This is a genomic window from Achromobacter sp. HZ01 (assembly GCF_003267925.1).
Classification (GTDB): domain Bacteria; phylum Pseudomonadota; class Gammaproteobacteria; order Burkholderiales; family Burkholderiaceae_B; genus Achromobacter; species Achromobacter pulmonis_A.
On the sequence record NZ_LWKV01000001.1, the window covers coordinates 1,185,003 to 1,200,248 of the forward strand.

The window sequence follows — 15,246 nt, forward strand, 5'->3', positions numbered from 1 at the left end:
AACACGCCCCGCGGCCCGGCCGCGGGCGAGGAGACCATCATGAACCAGGCCAGCACCGGCGGCGCCATCGGCGCCGCGGGCACCCAGTCATTGCAGCGCGCCATCGCATTGCTGCGCATCATCGCGGTCAACAACCGCAGCGGCAGCCGGCTGGTGGAGCTGTATCGGCGCACCGGGCTGGAACGTCCCACCGCGCACCGGCTGCTGCAGGGCATGGTGGCCGAAAAGCTGATCCGCCAGGACCTGCAGAGCAAGCGCTATTACCTGGGCGCGCTGGCCTACGAGCTGGGCCTGGCCGCCGCGCCCAAGCTGGCGGTGCGCGACATCTGCCTGCCTTATGTGGAAGCGGTGGCCGAGCACACCGGCGACACGGTGTTCCTGACCGTGCGCTCGGGTTTCGACGGCATCTGCGTGGCGCGCGCCGACGGCGCTTTCCCCATAAAGATGTTCGTGCACGACGTGGGCCGGCACCGGCCGCTGAACGTCGGCGCCAGCGGCCTGGCGCTGCTGAGCGCGCTGCCCGACGACGAGATCGACCGCATCTGCCGCATCAACGTCGAGCGCACGCGCCGCAAGAGCCCGCGCTTTACCGAGGCGGCCCTGCGGGCCAGTATCGAAAGCACCCGCCGCCGCGGCTACGCCACCAACAAGGTCATGGACGAGCCGCCGGTGCATTCGGTCGGCATGGCGATCCGCGCGCCCGACGGCACGCCGGCCGCCGGCATCAGCGTGTCCACGCTGGCCTCGCGCCTGGGGCACGACCGGCTGGAGATGGTGGTGCGCTGCCTGGACGATACCGTGCGCTCGATCGAGGCCGAGCTGCGCGGCTACGTGGACCGCGACCGCGTCCCGTACGCCATGCCCACGCTGGCGCTGGCCTGAACGGGCGCCGGAATTCCACACAGTGGACCCGAATCTGCGCGGCGCGCGCCAGCGGGCGGCGCACGGCCGCCGCCCGCCTCTTAGACTGCGGACGACGTGAACCGAAGGGCAAGCCGGTTCCGGTATTCCAAAAATCCACGCACAGTCTGAGGAGACACCCTATGCTGAACTTTCGTCCATTCGGATTGCGGCTGGCCGGCCGCATCGGAGCAGGGCTGCTGGCCGCGGGCCTGGCCCTGCCTGCGCTCGCGGAATATCCCGCGGACCGGCCCGTGCAGTTCATTTCGCCCTACGCGGCCGGCGGAGCGAACGATTACCTGACGCGCCTGATGGCCCGCTACATGGGCGAGTCGCTGAAGGCCAATATCGTGGTCGACAACAAAAGCGGCGCCAACGGCATGATAGGCGCGTCGGCCGTGGCCAAGTCCACGCCGGACGGCTACACCATCCTCATGGGCAACAGCGCCACGCACGGCACCAATCCCACGCTGTACAAGAAACAGCCCTACGACGCCAGCAAGGACTTCACGCCCGTGGCCATGGTGGCGTCGGTGCCCATCGTGATGGTGGTCAACGCCGGGCTGGGCATCGACAGCGTGCAGGACCTGCTGGCCTACGGCAAGACCCACCGCCTGTCCTTCGGCAGCAGCGGCGTGGGCGGCACGGGCCACCTCACCGGCGAGGCCTTCAAGGCCGCCACCGGCCTGGACATGGTGCACGTGCCGTACAAGGGCGACAGCCCGGCCGTCACGGACGCGATGGGCGGCCAGGTCGACCTGGCCTTCGTGGGCACGGCCTCGGCCACTACGCAGCAGGCGTCCGGCCGCATCAAGATCCTGGCGGTCGCCCATCCGCAGCGCACGCGCGCGCTGCCCGACGTGCCCACCATGGCCGAGGCCGGCTATCCGGGGCTGGAGTTCTCGCAGTGGTATGCGCTGTTCGCGCCGGCCGGCACGCCCGAGGCCGTGGTGCAGAAACTGAACGCGGCCAACAAGGCCGCGCTGGCCAATCCCGAGGTGCAGAAAAGCCTGGACGCGCAATCGGCCGAAGGCGCCTACCGCACGCCGCAGGAGCTGGGCGCGTTCTACCAGTCGGAAATCGCGCGCTTCGGCGACTGGATCAGGAAACTGAAACTGTCTGCGGAATAAGCGCAGGATGGCGGGCGGCGCTGTCGGCCGCCCGCAAGGCCGTCAGGCCTGGGCTTCGGCGCGGGCGCGCTGCACGGCCGGGCGCGCCTCGACGCGCTCCAGGTAGTCGGTCAGCTTGGGAAACTTGGCCATGTCCACGCCGTCGGCTTCCAGCCAGCTGCCGATGGTGTACAGGTAGCCGTCGGACACGCTGTAGCGCTCGCCGGCGATCCAGGGGCCGGCGATCTGCGTTTCGAGGTAGGCCGCGCAGGCGGTCATGGCCTGCGGCACCTTGGCGCGCATGGCCTCGTGCGCGGCCGGATCGTCGGCCCAGCGCGCCCCGCGCCGCTTGTGCGCGTGCGCCACGTGGGCGGTGGAGGCCAGATAGCTGTTCAGTTCCTGCATGCGCGCGAACGCATACGGATCGTCCAGCGGCGCCAGCCCGGCCTCGGGAAAGCGCTGCGCCACGAAGGCCAGCAGCGCCGGGGTCTCGGTCAGCACGCCGTGTTCGGTGGCCAGCGCGGGCACGCGGCCCTTGGGGTTGACGCGCAGGTACTCGGGGCTTTGCTGCTGCCCGGCGCTGAAATCCAGCTTGACCAGATCGAAGTCGGCGCCGGCTTCATGCAGGGCGATATGGGTGGCAAGCGCGCAAGTGCCAGGGGCGGAGTAAAAGGTCCAGCGGGACATCGGCATCCTCTTTCGGCAGGGTGAAAAAACCATTATCCCCCCATCGCGGCGGCCCTCCAAGACCGCGCCCGCCGACCGGGAATTCAGGCCGCCGGCAGGTTGGACCAGCCCAGCAGGCCCACATAAATGCCCACGGCTATGATCAGCACCCCGGACAGGTACGGCGCCCGCCGCGCCAGCGCGCCCAGCCAGGGCGCATGCCGCGCCGCGTGGCGCACGCCCAGCGCCGCGACCGCGCCCACCGTCACCAGCGTGATGGCCAGCCCGATGGAAAAACACAGCACCAGCACCGCGCCCAGCGTGAACTCCTTCAATTGCAGACACAGCAGCAGCACCGTGATGGCGGCCGGACAGGGAATCAGGCCGCCGGTCAGGCCGAACAGCGCGATCTGCCAGTTGGTGACGCGCCGGTTGGCGAAGCGGCGCTGGATGTCGCTGGCGTGCGCGCGCTGGTGCGCGTCCTGGTATTGCCCATCGTCGTCGTGATGATGGTGGTGGTGATCGTGGTCGTGATGATGGTGGTGGTGATGATGGTGGCCGTGCGCCGCCTGCTGTTCGCGCCAGGTGCGCCAGCACATCCAGATCGCGATCAGCACGATGACCACGCCCGAGGCCAGCTGGAAGTAGGGCTCTATGGCCTCGGCGTCCACGCCTTGCCACAGCAGCATGCCGCCCAGGCCGATGCCCCAGACCACCAGGGTATGCGACACCGTCGCCGTCAGCCCCAGCAGCACCGCCTGCCACACCGTGCCGCGGATCGCGACGATGAAGGCGGCCATCATGGTCTTGGAGTGGCCGGGCTCCAACCCGTGCAGGGCGCCCAGCAGGATGGCGCTGGGAATGAACAGCCAGGCGTGCGCGGCGCCCTGGGCAAGCAATTCGGAGAAGGACAGCATCAGGGGGGGCGCCTACAGTTGCAAGGCGGCAATCTTATTCCCCCCCGGCGGGATTTGCGGACAATACCCATGACGCCCGCCGGGGCGTCATGGGCCCGCTTCAGTCGGCGTGCAGGTTGGTGCCCGGACGGTCCTTGACCAGCGTCACCGCGATGAACGATATCGCCGCCATCACGATGAGGTAGACGCCCACCATCCAGGACAGGCCGGTGGCCGTGATGATGGCCTGGGCGATCATGGCGGCGAAGGCGCCGCCGAAGATGGAGCCCAGCGCATAGCCCGTGGACACGCCCGAATAGCGCACGTCCGCCGGGAACATCTCGGCATACAGCGCCGCCTGCGGGCCGTAGGTCAGGCCCAGCGGCACGGCCAGCACCACCAGGGCGAACGCGAACTTGGTGACGTCGCCCGAGTCGATGAAGCTCCACATCGGAATGGCCCACAGCGCCAGCAGCACGTAGCCCAGCTGGAAGGTGCGCACGCGGCCGATGCGGTCGCCCAGCCAGCCGCCCAGCAGCGTGGAGCCCAGCCAGCAGACCGCCGCCAGCGTGCAGATCATCAGCACTTCCTGGGCCGGCATGTGCAGCGCCCGGCTGCCGTAGCTGATGAAGAAGCCCACCAGCAGGTAACCGCCCGTGCTGTTGCCCACGAAGATCAGCGTCGTCAGCAGGATCTCGCGCGGATGCTTGCGCAGCAGCGTGCCCAGCGGCGCCGAGGAATGGCTGCGGCGCGAGCGCATCTCCAGGAACACCGGCGATTCCTCCACCGCGCGGCGGATGATCACCCCGACGATGATGAGCGCGATGGACAGCAGGAACGAAATGCGCCAGCCCCAGGCCATGAAGTTGTCCGAACCGATCGCCGCCGTGATGCACCACAGCACGCCGGTGGCCACGATCATGCCCAGCGGCACGCCGATCTGCGGAAAGGCGCCGAACAGCGCGCGGCGGTTGCCGGGCGCGTGCTCCACCGCCATCAGGGCCGCGCCGCCCCATTCGCCGCCGGCCGAGAAGCCCTGCAGCACCCGCAGCGCCACCAGCATGATGGGCGCCCAGATGCCGATCTGCGCGTAAGTGGGCAGCACGCCGATCAGCGACGTGGACACGCCCATCAGGATGAGCGTGGCGGCCAGCACCCGCTTGCGGCCGTAGCGGTCGCCCATGTAGCCGCAGAATATCGCGCCCAGCGGCCGGAACAGAAAGGCCACGCCCACCGTCGCGAACGACAGGATCAGCGACAGCTCGGGGTTTTCTTTGGCGAAGGGGGAAAAGAACAGCGACCCCAGCACCAGGCCGGCGGCCTGGACGTAGATGAAATAGTCGTACCACTCGATGGCCGAACCGACCAGCGTGGCCGCCAGCACCTTGCGGTCTTCGGCGCTGACCAGTGCGCCGGGCGCAGCGGGAGCGCCCGCGGCGCCGGCGGCGGAAAGTTCTGTCTGCATGGATGTCTCCTTGGGGGGCTTGCAGCGGGTCCTGTTTTTGTGTGTTCTTCAGAGAGGGCGCCGCCGCGCCGGGTGGGCGCGGCGGCGCAGCTTGCCTTGCCCGTTCAGGCCGTGGCCGTTTCGGCCGCCGGCGCGGTCTGGGGCAGGGGGCGGGTGCCCGGGATACGCACGGCCTGCTCGATGTCGCCGAACAAGCTCTGGCCCGCGTCGTCGCGCATGCCGATGCGGACTCGGTCGCCATGCTTGAGGAAGGGCGTGCTGACCGCGCCGTCGCGCAGCTTTTCGCGCACCTGGGCCTCCACCAGGCAACAGACGCCGGCGGCGTCGCTGGCGTTGGAGATGGTGCCGCTGCCCAGCAGCGTGCCGGCGCCCAGGCGGCGGGTGCGGGCCGCATGCGCGATCAGTTCGCCGAAATGGAACTGCATTTCCTCGCCGGCCTGGGGCTGGCCGATCTGTTTGTCGTTGAGCCAGACGTGCATGGCGCGGTGCAGCTTGCCGCCGCGCCAGTAGGGCGACAGCTCGTCGGGCGTGACCAGCACGGGCGACAGCGCCGAGGCCGGCTTACCCTGCACGAAGCCGAAGCCCTTGGCCAGTTCCGGCAGCACGATGTTGCGCAGCGTCACGTCGTTGATGAGGCCCAGCAGCACCACGTGATCCAGCGCCTTGTCCGCGTCCACGCCCAGCGGCACGTCGTCGGTGACCACGATGACCTCGGCTTCCAGGTCCACGCCCAGGTCCTCGCTGGCGGCCGTGATGTCTTCGCGCGGCCCCATGAAGTCGTCCGAGCCGCCCTGATACATCACCGGATCGGTCAGGAACGAGGGCGGCATTTCGCCGCCGCGGGCGCGGCGCGTCAGGTCCACGTGGTTCAGGTAGGCCGAGGCGTCCAGCCATTGGTAGGCGCGCGGCAGCGGGGCGGCGCAGCGCGCCGGGTCGAAGGACTGGCTGGGGCCGGCGCCGGAATCCAGCGATTCGTATTCGGCCTGCAGCAGCGGGGCCTTGCGGGCCCAGTCGTCCAGCGCCTGCTGCAGGGTCGCGGCGATGTGCGGAACGGCGCGCATGCGCGTCAGGTTGCGGTTCACGACGACCAGTTCGCCATCGCGGGTGCCGTTCGTCAGGGTGGCGAGTTTCATATTCAGATTGCTCCGTAGATAGAGGGCGGCCCCCGCCAGGGGGGCCGCAGGATCAGGCGGTGAGCGCGGCCCACATCTCGCGATCGCGCTCGGCGGTCCAGACGCGCGGCACCGAAATGCCGCTGGCCTCGTCGAAGGCGCGGGAGATGTCGAACGGAATGCAGTGCTCGTAGATGAAGACGTGGCCGAACTTCGGATCCATCACGCGGCGCGTGTCTTCGTAGACCTGCTTCAGGCTCTTGCCCTTGGCCACGCCGTCCTGGGCGCAGCCGTACAGGGTCTGCACCCAGCTGCGCGTGTAGTCGATGGCTTCGCGGCAGCCTTCCGGCGTGGTCAGCGCGGGGCCGCGGCCCGGCACCATCTGGCGCGGCTGCAGCGCCTGCAGCTTGTCCAGCGTGGACGGCCAGTCGGCCAGGTGGGCGTCGCCGGTGTAGACGCCGGCGTTGAACTCCACCAGGTCCCCGGAGAAACAGATGCCCTGCGACGGAATCCACACCACCGAGTCGCCGCGCGTATGGGCGGACCCGAGGTGCAGCATGCGCACTTCCAGGCTGCCCAGGAAGATGGTCAGCTCGCGTTCGAACACCACCGTGGGCCAGGTCAGCCCGGGGATGGTCTCGACGGACTGGAACAGGCGCGGGAAGCGGCCGATCTCCGAATCCATGTCGGCCTGGCCGCGTTCCACGATCAGGTCATGGGTGCCGCGGCTGGCGAACACGTTGACCGCGCCCTCGGCGGCGAAGGCCGAGGCCCCCAGTACGCGCACGGCATGGTAGTGGGTGAGGGCGACGTGGCGGATGGGCTTGTCGGTCACGCCGCGGATCGCGCGGATCAGGCCCTGCGCCATGGCCGGCGTGGCGGTCACGTCGACCACCATCACGCAATCGTCGCCGATGATCACGCCCGAATTGGGATCGCCGTCGGCCACATAGGCGTAGGCGTTCTCGGACAGGCGCTGGAAGGAGACCTTTTTTTCCGTCAGGTCGGCCTGGGAGGCGAAGGGTTTGCTCATGGTGTTCCTTTACTTTTGGATGGGGGGTGGCGGGCGGCCTCAGCCGGCGTGTTCACGGCGGCGCTCGGCGCTGCTGGTGCCGGTGGCGCCGGGCTTGAGGCCGGCGGCCTTGTCCAGGGTCCAGGCGGCCAGCTCGTCATGCGCGCTGCGGCGCTTGCGGCTGACGTATTCGTCCTTGGGCACGCGCACGGTCAGTTCCAGCCGGATGCCGTTGGGGTCGAAGAAATAGATCGAGCGGATGAAGTGGTGGTCCGTCGGGCCCACGACTTCGATGCCGTGTTCGACGAGCCGCCGGCGCATGCGCTCCAGTTCGGCCTCGCTGTCGATCTCCATGGCGAAGTGGTTGACCCAGCGCGGGGTGTCCGGATCGAACTCGCTCAGCCGGTTGTCGCCCAGGTCGAAGAAGGCGATGTAGGAGTGGTCCGCGAACTCGAAGAACAGGTGCACGTAGGGACACAGTTCTCCGGTCGAGGGCACGCGCTCCTCCTTGATGACGTGGACCAGCGGCAGGCCCAGCACGTCTTCGTAGAAGCGGCGGGTCTCCTCGGCGTCGCGGCAGCGCCAGGCGAAGTGGTGCAGGCCCTTGATGGACTGGTTGGACTGCGATGGATTGAGCGTCATTGCGCCGTCTCCTTCAGGGTAGGGTCAGCGCCGGCGCATCCGGATGGTCCGCCAGCGTTTGGTCCAGGATCGCCTGGGCCCGGGGGCCGTCGTCCAGGGCTTCGATCAGGCACAGCGACAGCCGCGCGAGGCGGTCGCGTTGGGCCACGGGGTCGGGCACGTCCGTCAGCGCCACCAGGCGCTCGAGCAGATCGTCAAGCTGTTGCTGAGAAAGCGACATGGCTGGCATCTCCGAATTTGGGGAGGCTGCTGGCCTCCGGGAAGGATTGGAACGAGGAGGAGAGGGCGGAGGCCCGGCCGAGCGCCTCGGCCACCCAGGCCAGCAGCGCGTCGGGGTCCTGCACCTCGGGCGCGCTGGCGGCCATGACGTGCTGGTCGGGACGCAGCAGCCAGGCCTGGCCGTCCATCGCGACGCCGAGCTGGTGCGCCAGCGCGGCGCGCCCGCGTTCGTCGCACAGCGGGCCGACGGCCACCCATTTCACGAGGGCGTCCTCGTCCTGCCCGGCGGGCGCGCCAGCCGGCAGCGCGTCGCCGAACACCAGCACCGTGAACCACGGTCCGGCCACGTCGTACAGCGTCAGGCCATCGGCGCGGCGCAGCACGATGTTGGGCAGCGCGCGCCCGGCATGGGCGTGCGCGCCGCGCACCAGCGACGAGGGGGGATAGACGGCGGGCATGCACAGGCGGCCGGTATTGACCATGCGGGCCACGGTTTCGTGCGTCGGGGCCAGCGCGATGATGGCGTCGCGCCACATGGCGGCCGAGCTGCCCGGGGCCGGATAGACGAAGCGGGCGGAGCGGCGCGCCTGGCGGATGTTTTCCATCGCCGCGTGCCGGCGTTCCACGCTATAGGTGTCCAGCAGCGACTCGTCGGCCTTGCCGGCCAGCACCAGCGCGAGCTTCCAGCCCAGGTTGTCCGCGTCCTGGATGCCGCCGTTGCCGCCGCGCGCGCCGAAGGGCGCGAGCAGGTGGGCCGAGTCGCCGGCGAACAGCACATGGTGGTGGCGCAGGTTGTCCAGGCATTCGTGGCGGTAGGCCCAGACGCCGTGCCAGGCGATGTCGAACTCCACTTTCTCGCCCAGCAGGTCCCAGACGCGCTGGCGCATGGATGCTTCGGTGACCGCCTGCGCGGCGTCCTCTTCGGGACGCAGCTGGAAGTCCAGCCGCCAGGTGTCGTCGGCCATCTTGTGGCGCCAGACCGCGCGGCCGTGGTTGCTCTGGGCGTCCAGCCAGGTCCAGCGCTCTTCGGGCCAGGTGGTGTTGCGCAGGACGATGTCGATGATGACCCAGCGGTCCTCGGTGCGGTCGTGCACCCGCGGGCGCAGGCCCAGCATGCCGCAGATCGGGCTGTTGGCGCCGTCACAGGCAATCACCCATTGCGCGCTGACGCGGTAGGGGCCGTCCGGGGTCTCGACCTCCAGCGTGGCGGGGCCGTTCTTGCCCGGCTCGATGCCGGTGACCCGGTTCAGCCAGCGCAGCTCGGCCAGCGGTTCTTGCACCAGCGCATCGACCAGAAAGGACTCCAGGTAATACTGTTGCAGGTTCACGAAGCCGTTGTGGCGCATGTCGGGCTGGTCCTGCAGCGTGAAAGACGCCACGGCCTGGTCCTTGCACAGCACGCGGCCGACGTTCCAGTGCACGCCGGTGCCGACGATGTCGCCGACCGCGCGCAGCCGGTCCAGGATGTCCAGCGAGCGCTGGGCCCAGACCATGCCGCGCGAGGCCAGGCCGCGCACGCCGACCGTGTTGTCGTCATCCAGCACCACCACGGGCACGCCGCGGCGCGCCAGGTCCAGCGCCATCGTCAGGCCGGTCACGCCGGCCCCCACGACGACCACCGGATGCGGCTCGGCGCAAGGGTGGTCCATCTCCTCGGGTCGCTTGTAAGCGTAGATGGGAAGCTCTTTCATGGTTTTCCCTGATAGTTTGATTAATCTCATGGCACTGCGTTGCGGTTACCACTCTAGGAGCGTGTAATGGCTTCGTCATGTCCTCACGGACGAGGACACGCATCGGTCCTGGATGACCGTAGAATGGGAAAAAACACGCGCAAGCGGGGAATGACAGAACCATGGAAGAGACAAGCAATCCGCTACCCGCGGCGGCGGAGCCGGACCGATGGGTGGAGTCCGCCGTGATGGACCTGGGCGGTCCGATGTTCCATGCCGCGCTGCTGCTGTCCCTGCGCGAGGGCGTCGCCGCCGATCATGTGTCGCACGTGCTGTACGGCCATGACGGGCAGGTGCGGTACTCGTCGTCGGCCAGCCTGCTGAACCAGTCGCTCATCGAATGGACCACCAATGTCTATGTGGACGACGGCTTTTACCGCCGCGACCCCAATTACGCGCTGCTGCGCGACATGGCGTGCCAGCCCGAGCGCCATCCGGAGCCGATCATCCGCCCGGAGTCGCCCGAGCACATTTCGGACACGCAGTACCGGCGCGTGCTCTTCGAGCGGCCGGGATTCGCCAGCAAGATTTCGCTCATCGGCGCGCGCGGCGACGGCATCAGCTACGTGAACCTGTACTTTTCGCGCATGCACAGGCCCGAAGTCACCGAGCTGCTGCGCGTGCGCGCGCCGCTGCTGCTCGCGCTGGCGCGGCGCCACCACCAGTTGTGCGGCGCGCACGCCGAACCGGCGCGCGCGGCGAACTGGGCCTGTGGCCTGTCCTGGCGCGAGATCCAGGTGGCCGAACTGCTGCGCCAGGGCCATACCGCCAAGGAAGTGGGGCGCGAACTGGGCCTGTCGCCCACTACCGTGATCACCTACAAGAACCGCATCTTCAAGAAGAACAACGTGGCCAGCCTGAAGGAATTCCTGGTCAAGGCGCCGGCGGCGGCCGGCGGCATCGAAAAATCGTCCTGAACATTCCGCGCGCCGGCTCCGAACAATATCGGACGGATGGAAGGGGATAGCCCCGCGCTATGATGCCCCCCTCCGAACAGAGGCCCATCCCCCCGATATGCCGTTGGCGCGCTTGAAAGATTTCCTGGAAGAGCGGCAGGTCGCCTGCTATCTGTCCGCAGTCGCGGCCGCAGCGCTCCTGGCCTGGCGCGTGCCGGCATCGACGCAACTGGCGCCCGCCATCGAACCGCTGCTGGGCTTCATGCTGTTCGTGACCTTTCTGCAGGTGCCGCTCACGGAACTGCGGCGCGCGGCCGGCAATCTGCGGTTTTTGGCCGCGCTGCTCGCGGCGAACTTCATCGCCATCCCGCTGCTGGTCGCGGGCCTGCTGCCCTGGCTGCCGGGCGAACCGCTGGCCCGCGCCGGCATGCTGCTGGTGCTGCTCACGCCCTGCATAGACTACGTCGTGACCTTCGCCCACCTGGGCCGGGCCGACGCGCGCGCGCTGCTGGCCGCCACGCCGGCGCTGCTGGGCGCGCAGATGCTGCTGTTGCCTGTCTATCTGGGCGTGTTCCTGGACGGGCAGGGCGCGGCGCTGGTCCAGTGGGAACCGTTCGTGCGCGCCTTCGTCTGGCTGATCGCGCTGCCGCTGGCGCTGGCCGCGGCCTGCCAGGCCGCCGCCGCCCGCAGCCGGCAGGCCGACGCCACGGTGCGCCTGCTGGGCCTGTTGCCGGTTCCAGCCACGGCGCTGCTGCTTTTCGTGGTGGTCGCGGCGGTGGCGCCGCGGCTGGGGCTGGCGCGTGACGCGGTGGTCGCGGCCGTTCCGGTCTACGCGGCATACGCCGTGCTGGCGCCGGCCATCGGCTGGGGCATGGGGCGGCTGTGGCGCCTGCCCGCCGGCCAGGCCCGCGCCATTTCGTTCAGCGCAGCCACCCGCAACTCGCTGGTGGTGCTGCCGCTGGGCCTGGCGATCCCGGGCGCCGTGCCCGTGGTGCCGGCCGTGATCCTGGCGCAGACCCTGGTGGAGCTGCTATGCGAACTGCTCTACGTCCGGCTGCTGCCGCGCCTGGGCGCGGCATCGTCATAGCCGCCGCCCAGCGCGCGATGCAGCGCCACGTCGATCGCGAAGCGTCGGCTGTCCAGCGCCGCCACCGCCCGTTTCTGCGTGGCCAGGCGGTCCTCCACGATCAGCACCGACTGGAAGTCGGCCGCGCCGCCGGCGTAGCGCGCGCGCCAGTTCCCAGGCGCGCTGCTGCATGTCCAGCGCCTCGCGCGCATGGCGGATCTGTTCGTCCAGCGAGCGGCCATTGAGCACGATGCCGGCGATCTCGTTGAGCGCTTGCGCCAGCGCCGCGTCGTAGTTGGCGACCGCGGCGTCGTAATCCGCGCGCGCCACGCCGTAGGCGGCGCGGCGCCGGCCGGCGTCGAATATCGGCAGGCTGAAGGCCGCGCCGACCGAGCCGTAGTCCGCGCCGGACCGGAACAGGTTGCCCACGCCCAGGGCCTGCAGGCCCAGCGCCGCGCTCAGGTTGATATTCGGATAGAAGTCCGCCTCGCGCGCGTCGATCCGGCTGGACAGCGACTCCACGCGCCAACGCGCCGCGGTCAGGTCGGGCCGCCTGCCCAGCAGGTCGGCCGGCAGGTTGGCGGGCATCCCGGCGGCGCGCAGCACCGGTCTGGCCGGCCGCCGGATCTCCAGCGCGGCGTCGGGGCCCAGGCCCAGCAGCGCCGCCAGGCGAAACCGCGCAAGCCCGATCTGTTCGTCCGACGCCGCCAGTTCGGCCTGCACCGCGGGCGGGCCGGCCTGGGCCTGGCGCAGATCGGCCTCGGAATCGTAGCCCGCGCGATAACGCATCCGCACCAGGCGCTCGCTTTCCTGCCGGATGCGCAGCACTTCCTCCAGCATGTCGCGGTCGTTGTACAGGCGCAGCAGGTCCGCGTAGACCGTGGCCACGCCGCCCGTCAGCCCCAGCTGCGGATACAACGCGGCGCCGGCGCCTTGCACGCCGGCCTGCGGCACACCAAAAAAGCCGATTAATACACGGCGTCAATATTTCCGTTCGATATTGTTTCGATATACATATAAGGTTGCATCGTTAAAACCGCCGATATCGCGGCCGGGCGTGATTATCCAGCGCGCTGCAACGCATACCCGGCGGCTGTGACGCGCGCATTACTATTAATCCAACAAACCCTTCCGAACGCCCCCGAGATTTCGCTTTTCGGATAGCGTATTTGCGCGATACGCATTATCTTCTCTACTCGCACGGAAAATACCGCGCTGCGGCGAGCGCCGCTTTCGCACCGCTGCCTGCACGCCATTAAAAGGCGTTTTCTTTCCGGGTTTTCCCTTGCGGGTTTTCCCGGCACTAACAAGAAATAAAAACAGCATTACCGCACCATGCGTGGCATTCGGCTTTGACTTACCAGGATGGAGAAGCAAGTGAAGCAAGGGCTGAAGATCGGTTTGGCAATGGCTGCGATTCTCGGTGCTGCGGCCGCGTTCGGCGCGTATCTGGCGGGCTCCGCGGACGCCTCCGCGCCTCAGGCGCCGGTGGTCAAGCTGGGCGACGGCAAGAACGGCCCGGCCGGCATGGCATGGATACCCGGCAACGCATTCCTCATGGGCAACGACCACAAGATGTCGCAGCCCAACGAACGTCCCGCGCACAAGGTCCGCGTCAGCGGTTTCTGGATGGACGTGAACGACGTGACCAACGCGCAATTCCGGCGTTTCGTCGAAGCCACCGGCTACGTCACCACGGCGGAAAGAAAACCCCGCTGGGAAGACCTGCAGCCGCAGTTGCCCGCCGGCACGCCGCGTCCGCCGGAGAGCGCGCTGGTGCCCGGCGCCATGGTGTTCGTCGGCACCGAAACCGAGGTGTCGCTGCGCGATTATTCGCGCTGGTGGCGTTTCGTGCCGGGCGCCAACTGGCGCCATCCGCAAGGCCCCAACAGCAATATCGACGGCAAGGACGACCATCCCGTGGTCCAGGTGTCGTACGAGGACGCGCAGGCCTACGCCAAGTGGGCCGGCAAGCGCCTGCCCACCGAGGCCGAATGGGAGTACGCCGCCCGCGGCGGCCTGGAGCAGGCCACCTATAGCTGGGGCAACGAATTGCTGCCGCAGGGGCAGGCCATGGCCAACATCTGGGACACCCGGCAGGCGCAGCCGTTCCCGGTGGTGAAGGACGAAAAAGTGCAGGTCGGCACGACGCCGGTGGGCAGCTACACGCCCAATGGCTACGGCCTCTACGACATGGCCGGCAACGTCTGGCAGTGGACGGCCGACTGGTACCGCGCCGACGCCTTCCAGATCCAGTCGCAGTTCCGCCAGCCCCCCAAGGACCCGGCCGGCCCGTCCGACAGCTTCGATCCGGACGACGGCATCGTGCCGCCCTCGGCGCCCAAGCGCGTGACGCGCGGCGGCTCCTTCCTGTGCAGCGACACCTATTGCATCAGCTACCGCGCCAGCGCGCGGCGCGGCACCGATCCGCTCAATCCCATGTCGCACCTCGGCTTCCGGACCGTCATGACGCCGGAGCAATGGAAAACGGCCCAGGCCAGACAGGCAAGCGTCGCAAGCCGCTGAGCAACGCGTTTCAGTTTTGATGTCTACGGGGGAGGGGCATGGCGAACCGCGACGGCATTCTCGCGCTCGAAAAAGCAGTGTCCGGCTCGGTGCTGGGCCAGGAGCGGGTGATCCGCGAAATCATTATCGCGCTGCTGGCCGACGGCCACGTGTTGCTCGAAAGCCTGCCGGGCCTGGCCAAGACGCGCACCGTCAAGACGCTGGCCGCGCACCTGGCGGCGGACATGAGCCGCATCCAGTTCACGCCGGACCTGCTGCCGTCGGACATCACCGGCGCCGACGTGCTGCAGCAGGATGCCGAAGGGCGCAACCGGGTGACGTTCCAGCAAGGACCGCTGTTCGGCAACCTGATCCTGGCCGATGAGGTCAACCGCGCGCCGGCCAAGGTGCAGTCGGCCTTGCTGGAAGCGATGGAGGAACGCCAGATCACGGTGGGCGGCGTGACGCGCGCCATGCCCGAACTGTTCATGGTGCTGGCCACGCAAAACCCCATAGAGCAGGAAGGCACCTATCCCTTGCCGGAGGCGCAGATGGACCGCTTCCTGATGAAGATCTGCTTCGGCTATCCCGCGGCGGCCGACGAGGCGGCGATGCTGGCGCTGCTGCGCCAGCCGTCCGATTCCCATGCGGGCGCCGACAGGCTGTCGCAGGAAGACCTGTTCGCCTGCCGCGCCGAAGCGGCGGCGGTGCACGTGGCCGCCGCGGTCGACCGCTATATCGTGGACCTGGTCAACGCCACGCGCAGCCCGGCCGACACGGAGCTGGCGCGCTGGATACAGGTCGGCGCCAGCCCGCGCGGCGCCATCGCGCTGGACCGGGCCGCGCGCGTGCACGCCTGGCTGGCCGGCGCCGATTTCAGCTCGCCGGACGACGTGCGCGAAGTCGCCCATCCGATCCTGCGCCATCGCCTGCATCTGTCCTACGACGCCGTCGCCGACGGCGTGACCGCCGACGCGGTGATCGACCGGCTGCTCGACAGCGTCGCGGTGCCCGCCTGAGGATGGCCC

15 protein-coding genes are annotated in these 15,246 nt (G+C 68.9%); 6 read left to right on the forward strand and 9 right to left on the reverse strand.

All coding sequences use genetic code 11. The features are described from left to right. Positions 1-39: 39 nt before the first annotated feature. Entirely contained in the window at positions 40-882 is an 843-nt protein-coding gene (locus A6B37_RS05570) for an IclR family transcriptional regulator (protein WP_102771161.1), read from the forward strand. Positions 883-1,043: 161 nt separating this feature from the next. Beyond that, positions 1,044-2,030, forward strand: coding sequence for a tripartite tricarboxylate transporter substrate binding protein (locus A6B37_RS05575; RefSeq protein WP_102771160.1), 987 nt, complete (start codon positions 1,044-1,046; stop codon positions 2,028-2,030). A 42-nt stretch (positions 2,031-2,072) separates the two neighbouring features. On the opposite strand, the gene A6B37_RS05580 is transcribed toward A6B37_RS05575, so the two are convergent. The 8 genes from A6B37_RS05580 to A6B37_RS05615 form a co-directional block, all read right to left on the reverse strand. Next, positions 2,073-2,696, reverse strand: a complete 624-nt coding sequence (locus A6B37_RS05580; protein ID WP_111825158.1) for a glutathione S-transferase N-terminal domain-containing protein — start codon at positions 2,694-2,696, stop codon at positions 2,073-2,075. Positions 2,697-2,779: 83 nt separating this feature from the next. Then, entirely contained in the window at positions 2,780-3,592 is an 813-nt protein-coding gene (locus A6B37_RS05585; protein WP_111825159.1) for a nickel/cobalt efflux transporter, read from the reverse strand. 100 nt (positions 3,593-3,692) lie between these two features. Then, positions 3,693-5,036: an MFS transporter gene (locus A6B37_RS05590; RefSeq protein ID WP_111825160.1), complete on the reverse strand. Its 1,344-nt coding sequence runs from the start codon at positions 5,034-5,036 to the stop codon at positions 3,693-3,695. Between the two features lie 104 nt (positions 5,037-5,140). Next, positions 5,141-6,169, reverse strand: coding sequence for a fumarylacetoacetate hydrolase family protein (locus tag A6B37_RS05595; RefSeq protein WP_111825161.1), 1,029 nt, complete (start codon positions 6,167-6,169; stop codon positions 5,141-5,143). A 52-nt stretch (positions 6,170-6,221) separates the two neighbouring features. Then, the gene (locus A6B37_RS05600) at positions 6,222-7,181 is read right to left on the reverse strand and encodes an MBL fold metallo-hydrolase (RefSeq protein ID WP_111825162.1); all 960 of its coding nucleotides are present in this window, start codon (positions 7,179-7,181) and stop codon (positions 6,222-6,224) included. A 39-nt stretch (positions 7,182-7,220) separates the two neighbouring features. Beyond that, positions 7,221-7,802, reverse strand: a complete 582-nt coding sequence (locus tag A6B37_RS05605; RefSeq protein WP_111825163.1) for a VOC family protein — start codon at positions 7,800-7,802, stop codon at positions 7,221-7,223. Between the two features lie 13 nt (positions 7,803-7,815). Further along, positions 7,816-8,022 (reverse strand): DUF2783 domain-containing protein, encoded by a 207-nt coding sequence (locus tag A6B37_RS05610; protein WP_111825164.1) that lies wholly within the window; start codon positions 8,020-8,022, stop codon positions 7,816-7,818. After that, entirely contained in the window at positions 7,997-9,712 is a 1,716-nt protein-coding gene (locus A6B37_RS05615; RefSeq protein WP_111825165.1) for an FAD-dependent oxidoreductase, read from the reverse strand. Before A6B37_RS05615 ends, A6B37_RS05610 begins: the two co-directional genes overlap by 26 nt. A 161-nt stretch (positions 9,713-9,873) precedes the next feature. Between A6B37_RS05615 and A6B37_RS05620 the strand changes: the two genes are divergently transcribed. After that, positions 9,874-10,668 carry a helix-turn-helix transcriptional regulator gene (locus tag A6B37_RS05620; protein WP_111825166.1) on the forward strand — a complete coding sequence of 265 codons (795 nt, stop codon included), beginning with the start codon at positions 9,874-9,876 and terminating at the stop codon, positions 10,666-10,668. 103 nt (positions 10,669-10,771) lie between these two features. Further along, positions 10,772-11,734 (forward strand): arsenic resistance protein, encoded by a 963-nt coding sequence (locus A6B37_RS05625; RefSeq protein WP_111825548.1) that lies wholly within the window; start codon positions 10,772-10,774, stop codon positions 11,732-11,734. Here A6B37_RS05625 and A6B37_RS05630 read toward each other — a convergent pair. After that, on the reverse strand, positions 11,729-12,667 hold the full coding sequence (locus A6B37_RS05630) for a TolC family protein (protein ID WP_111825167.1): 939 nt from the start codon (positions 12,665-12,667) through the stop codon (positions 11,729-11,731). The genes A6B37_RS05625 and A6B37_RS05630 overlap by 6 nt on opposite strands. Before the next feature lie 423 nt (positions 12,668-13,090). Here A6B37_RS05630 and A6B37_RS05635 point away from each other — a divergent pair, with 423 nt between their 5' ends. Both A6B37_RS05635 and A6B37_RS05640 read left to right on the forward strand, forming a co-directional pair. Next, positions 13,091-14,239, forward strand: coding sequence for a formylglycine-generating enzyme family protein (locus tag A6B37_RS05635; RefSeq protein ID WP_102771821.1), 1,149 nt, complete (start codon positions 13,091-13,093; stop codon positions 14,237-14,239). A gap of 38 nt (positions 14,240-14,277) precedes the next feature. Continuing rightward, positions 14,278-15,237, forward strand: coding sequence for an AAA family ATPase (locus tag A6B37_RS05640; RefSeq protein WP_102771140.1), 960 nt, complete (start codon positions 14,278-14,280; stop codon positions 15,235-15,237). Positions 15,238-15,246 lie beyond the last annotated feature (9 nt).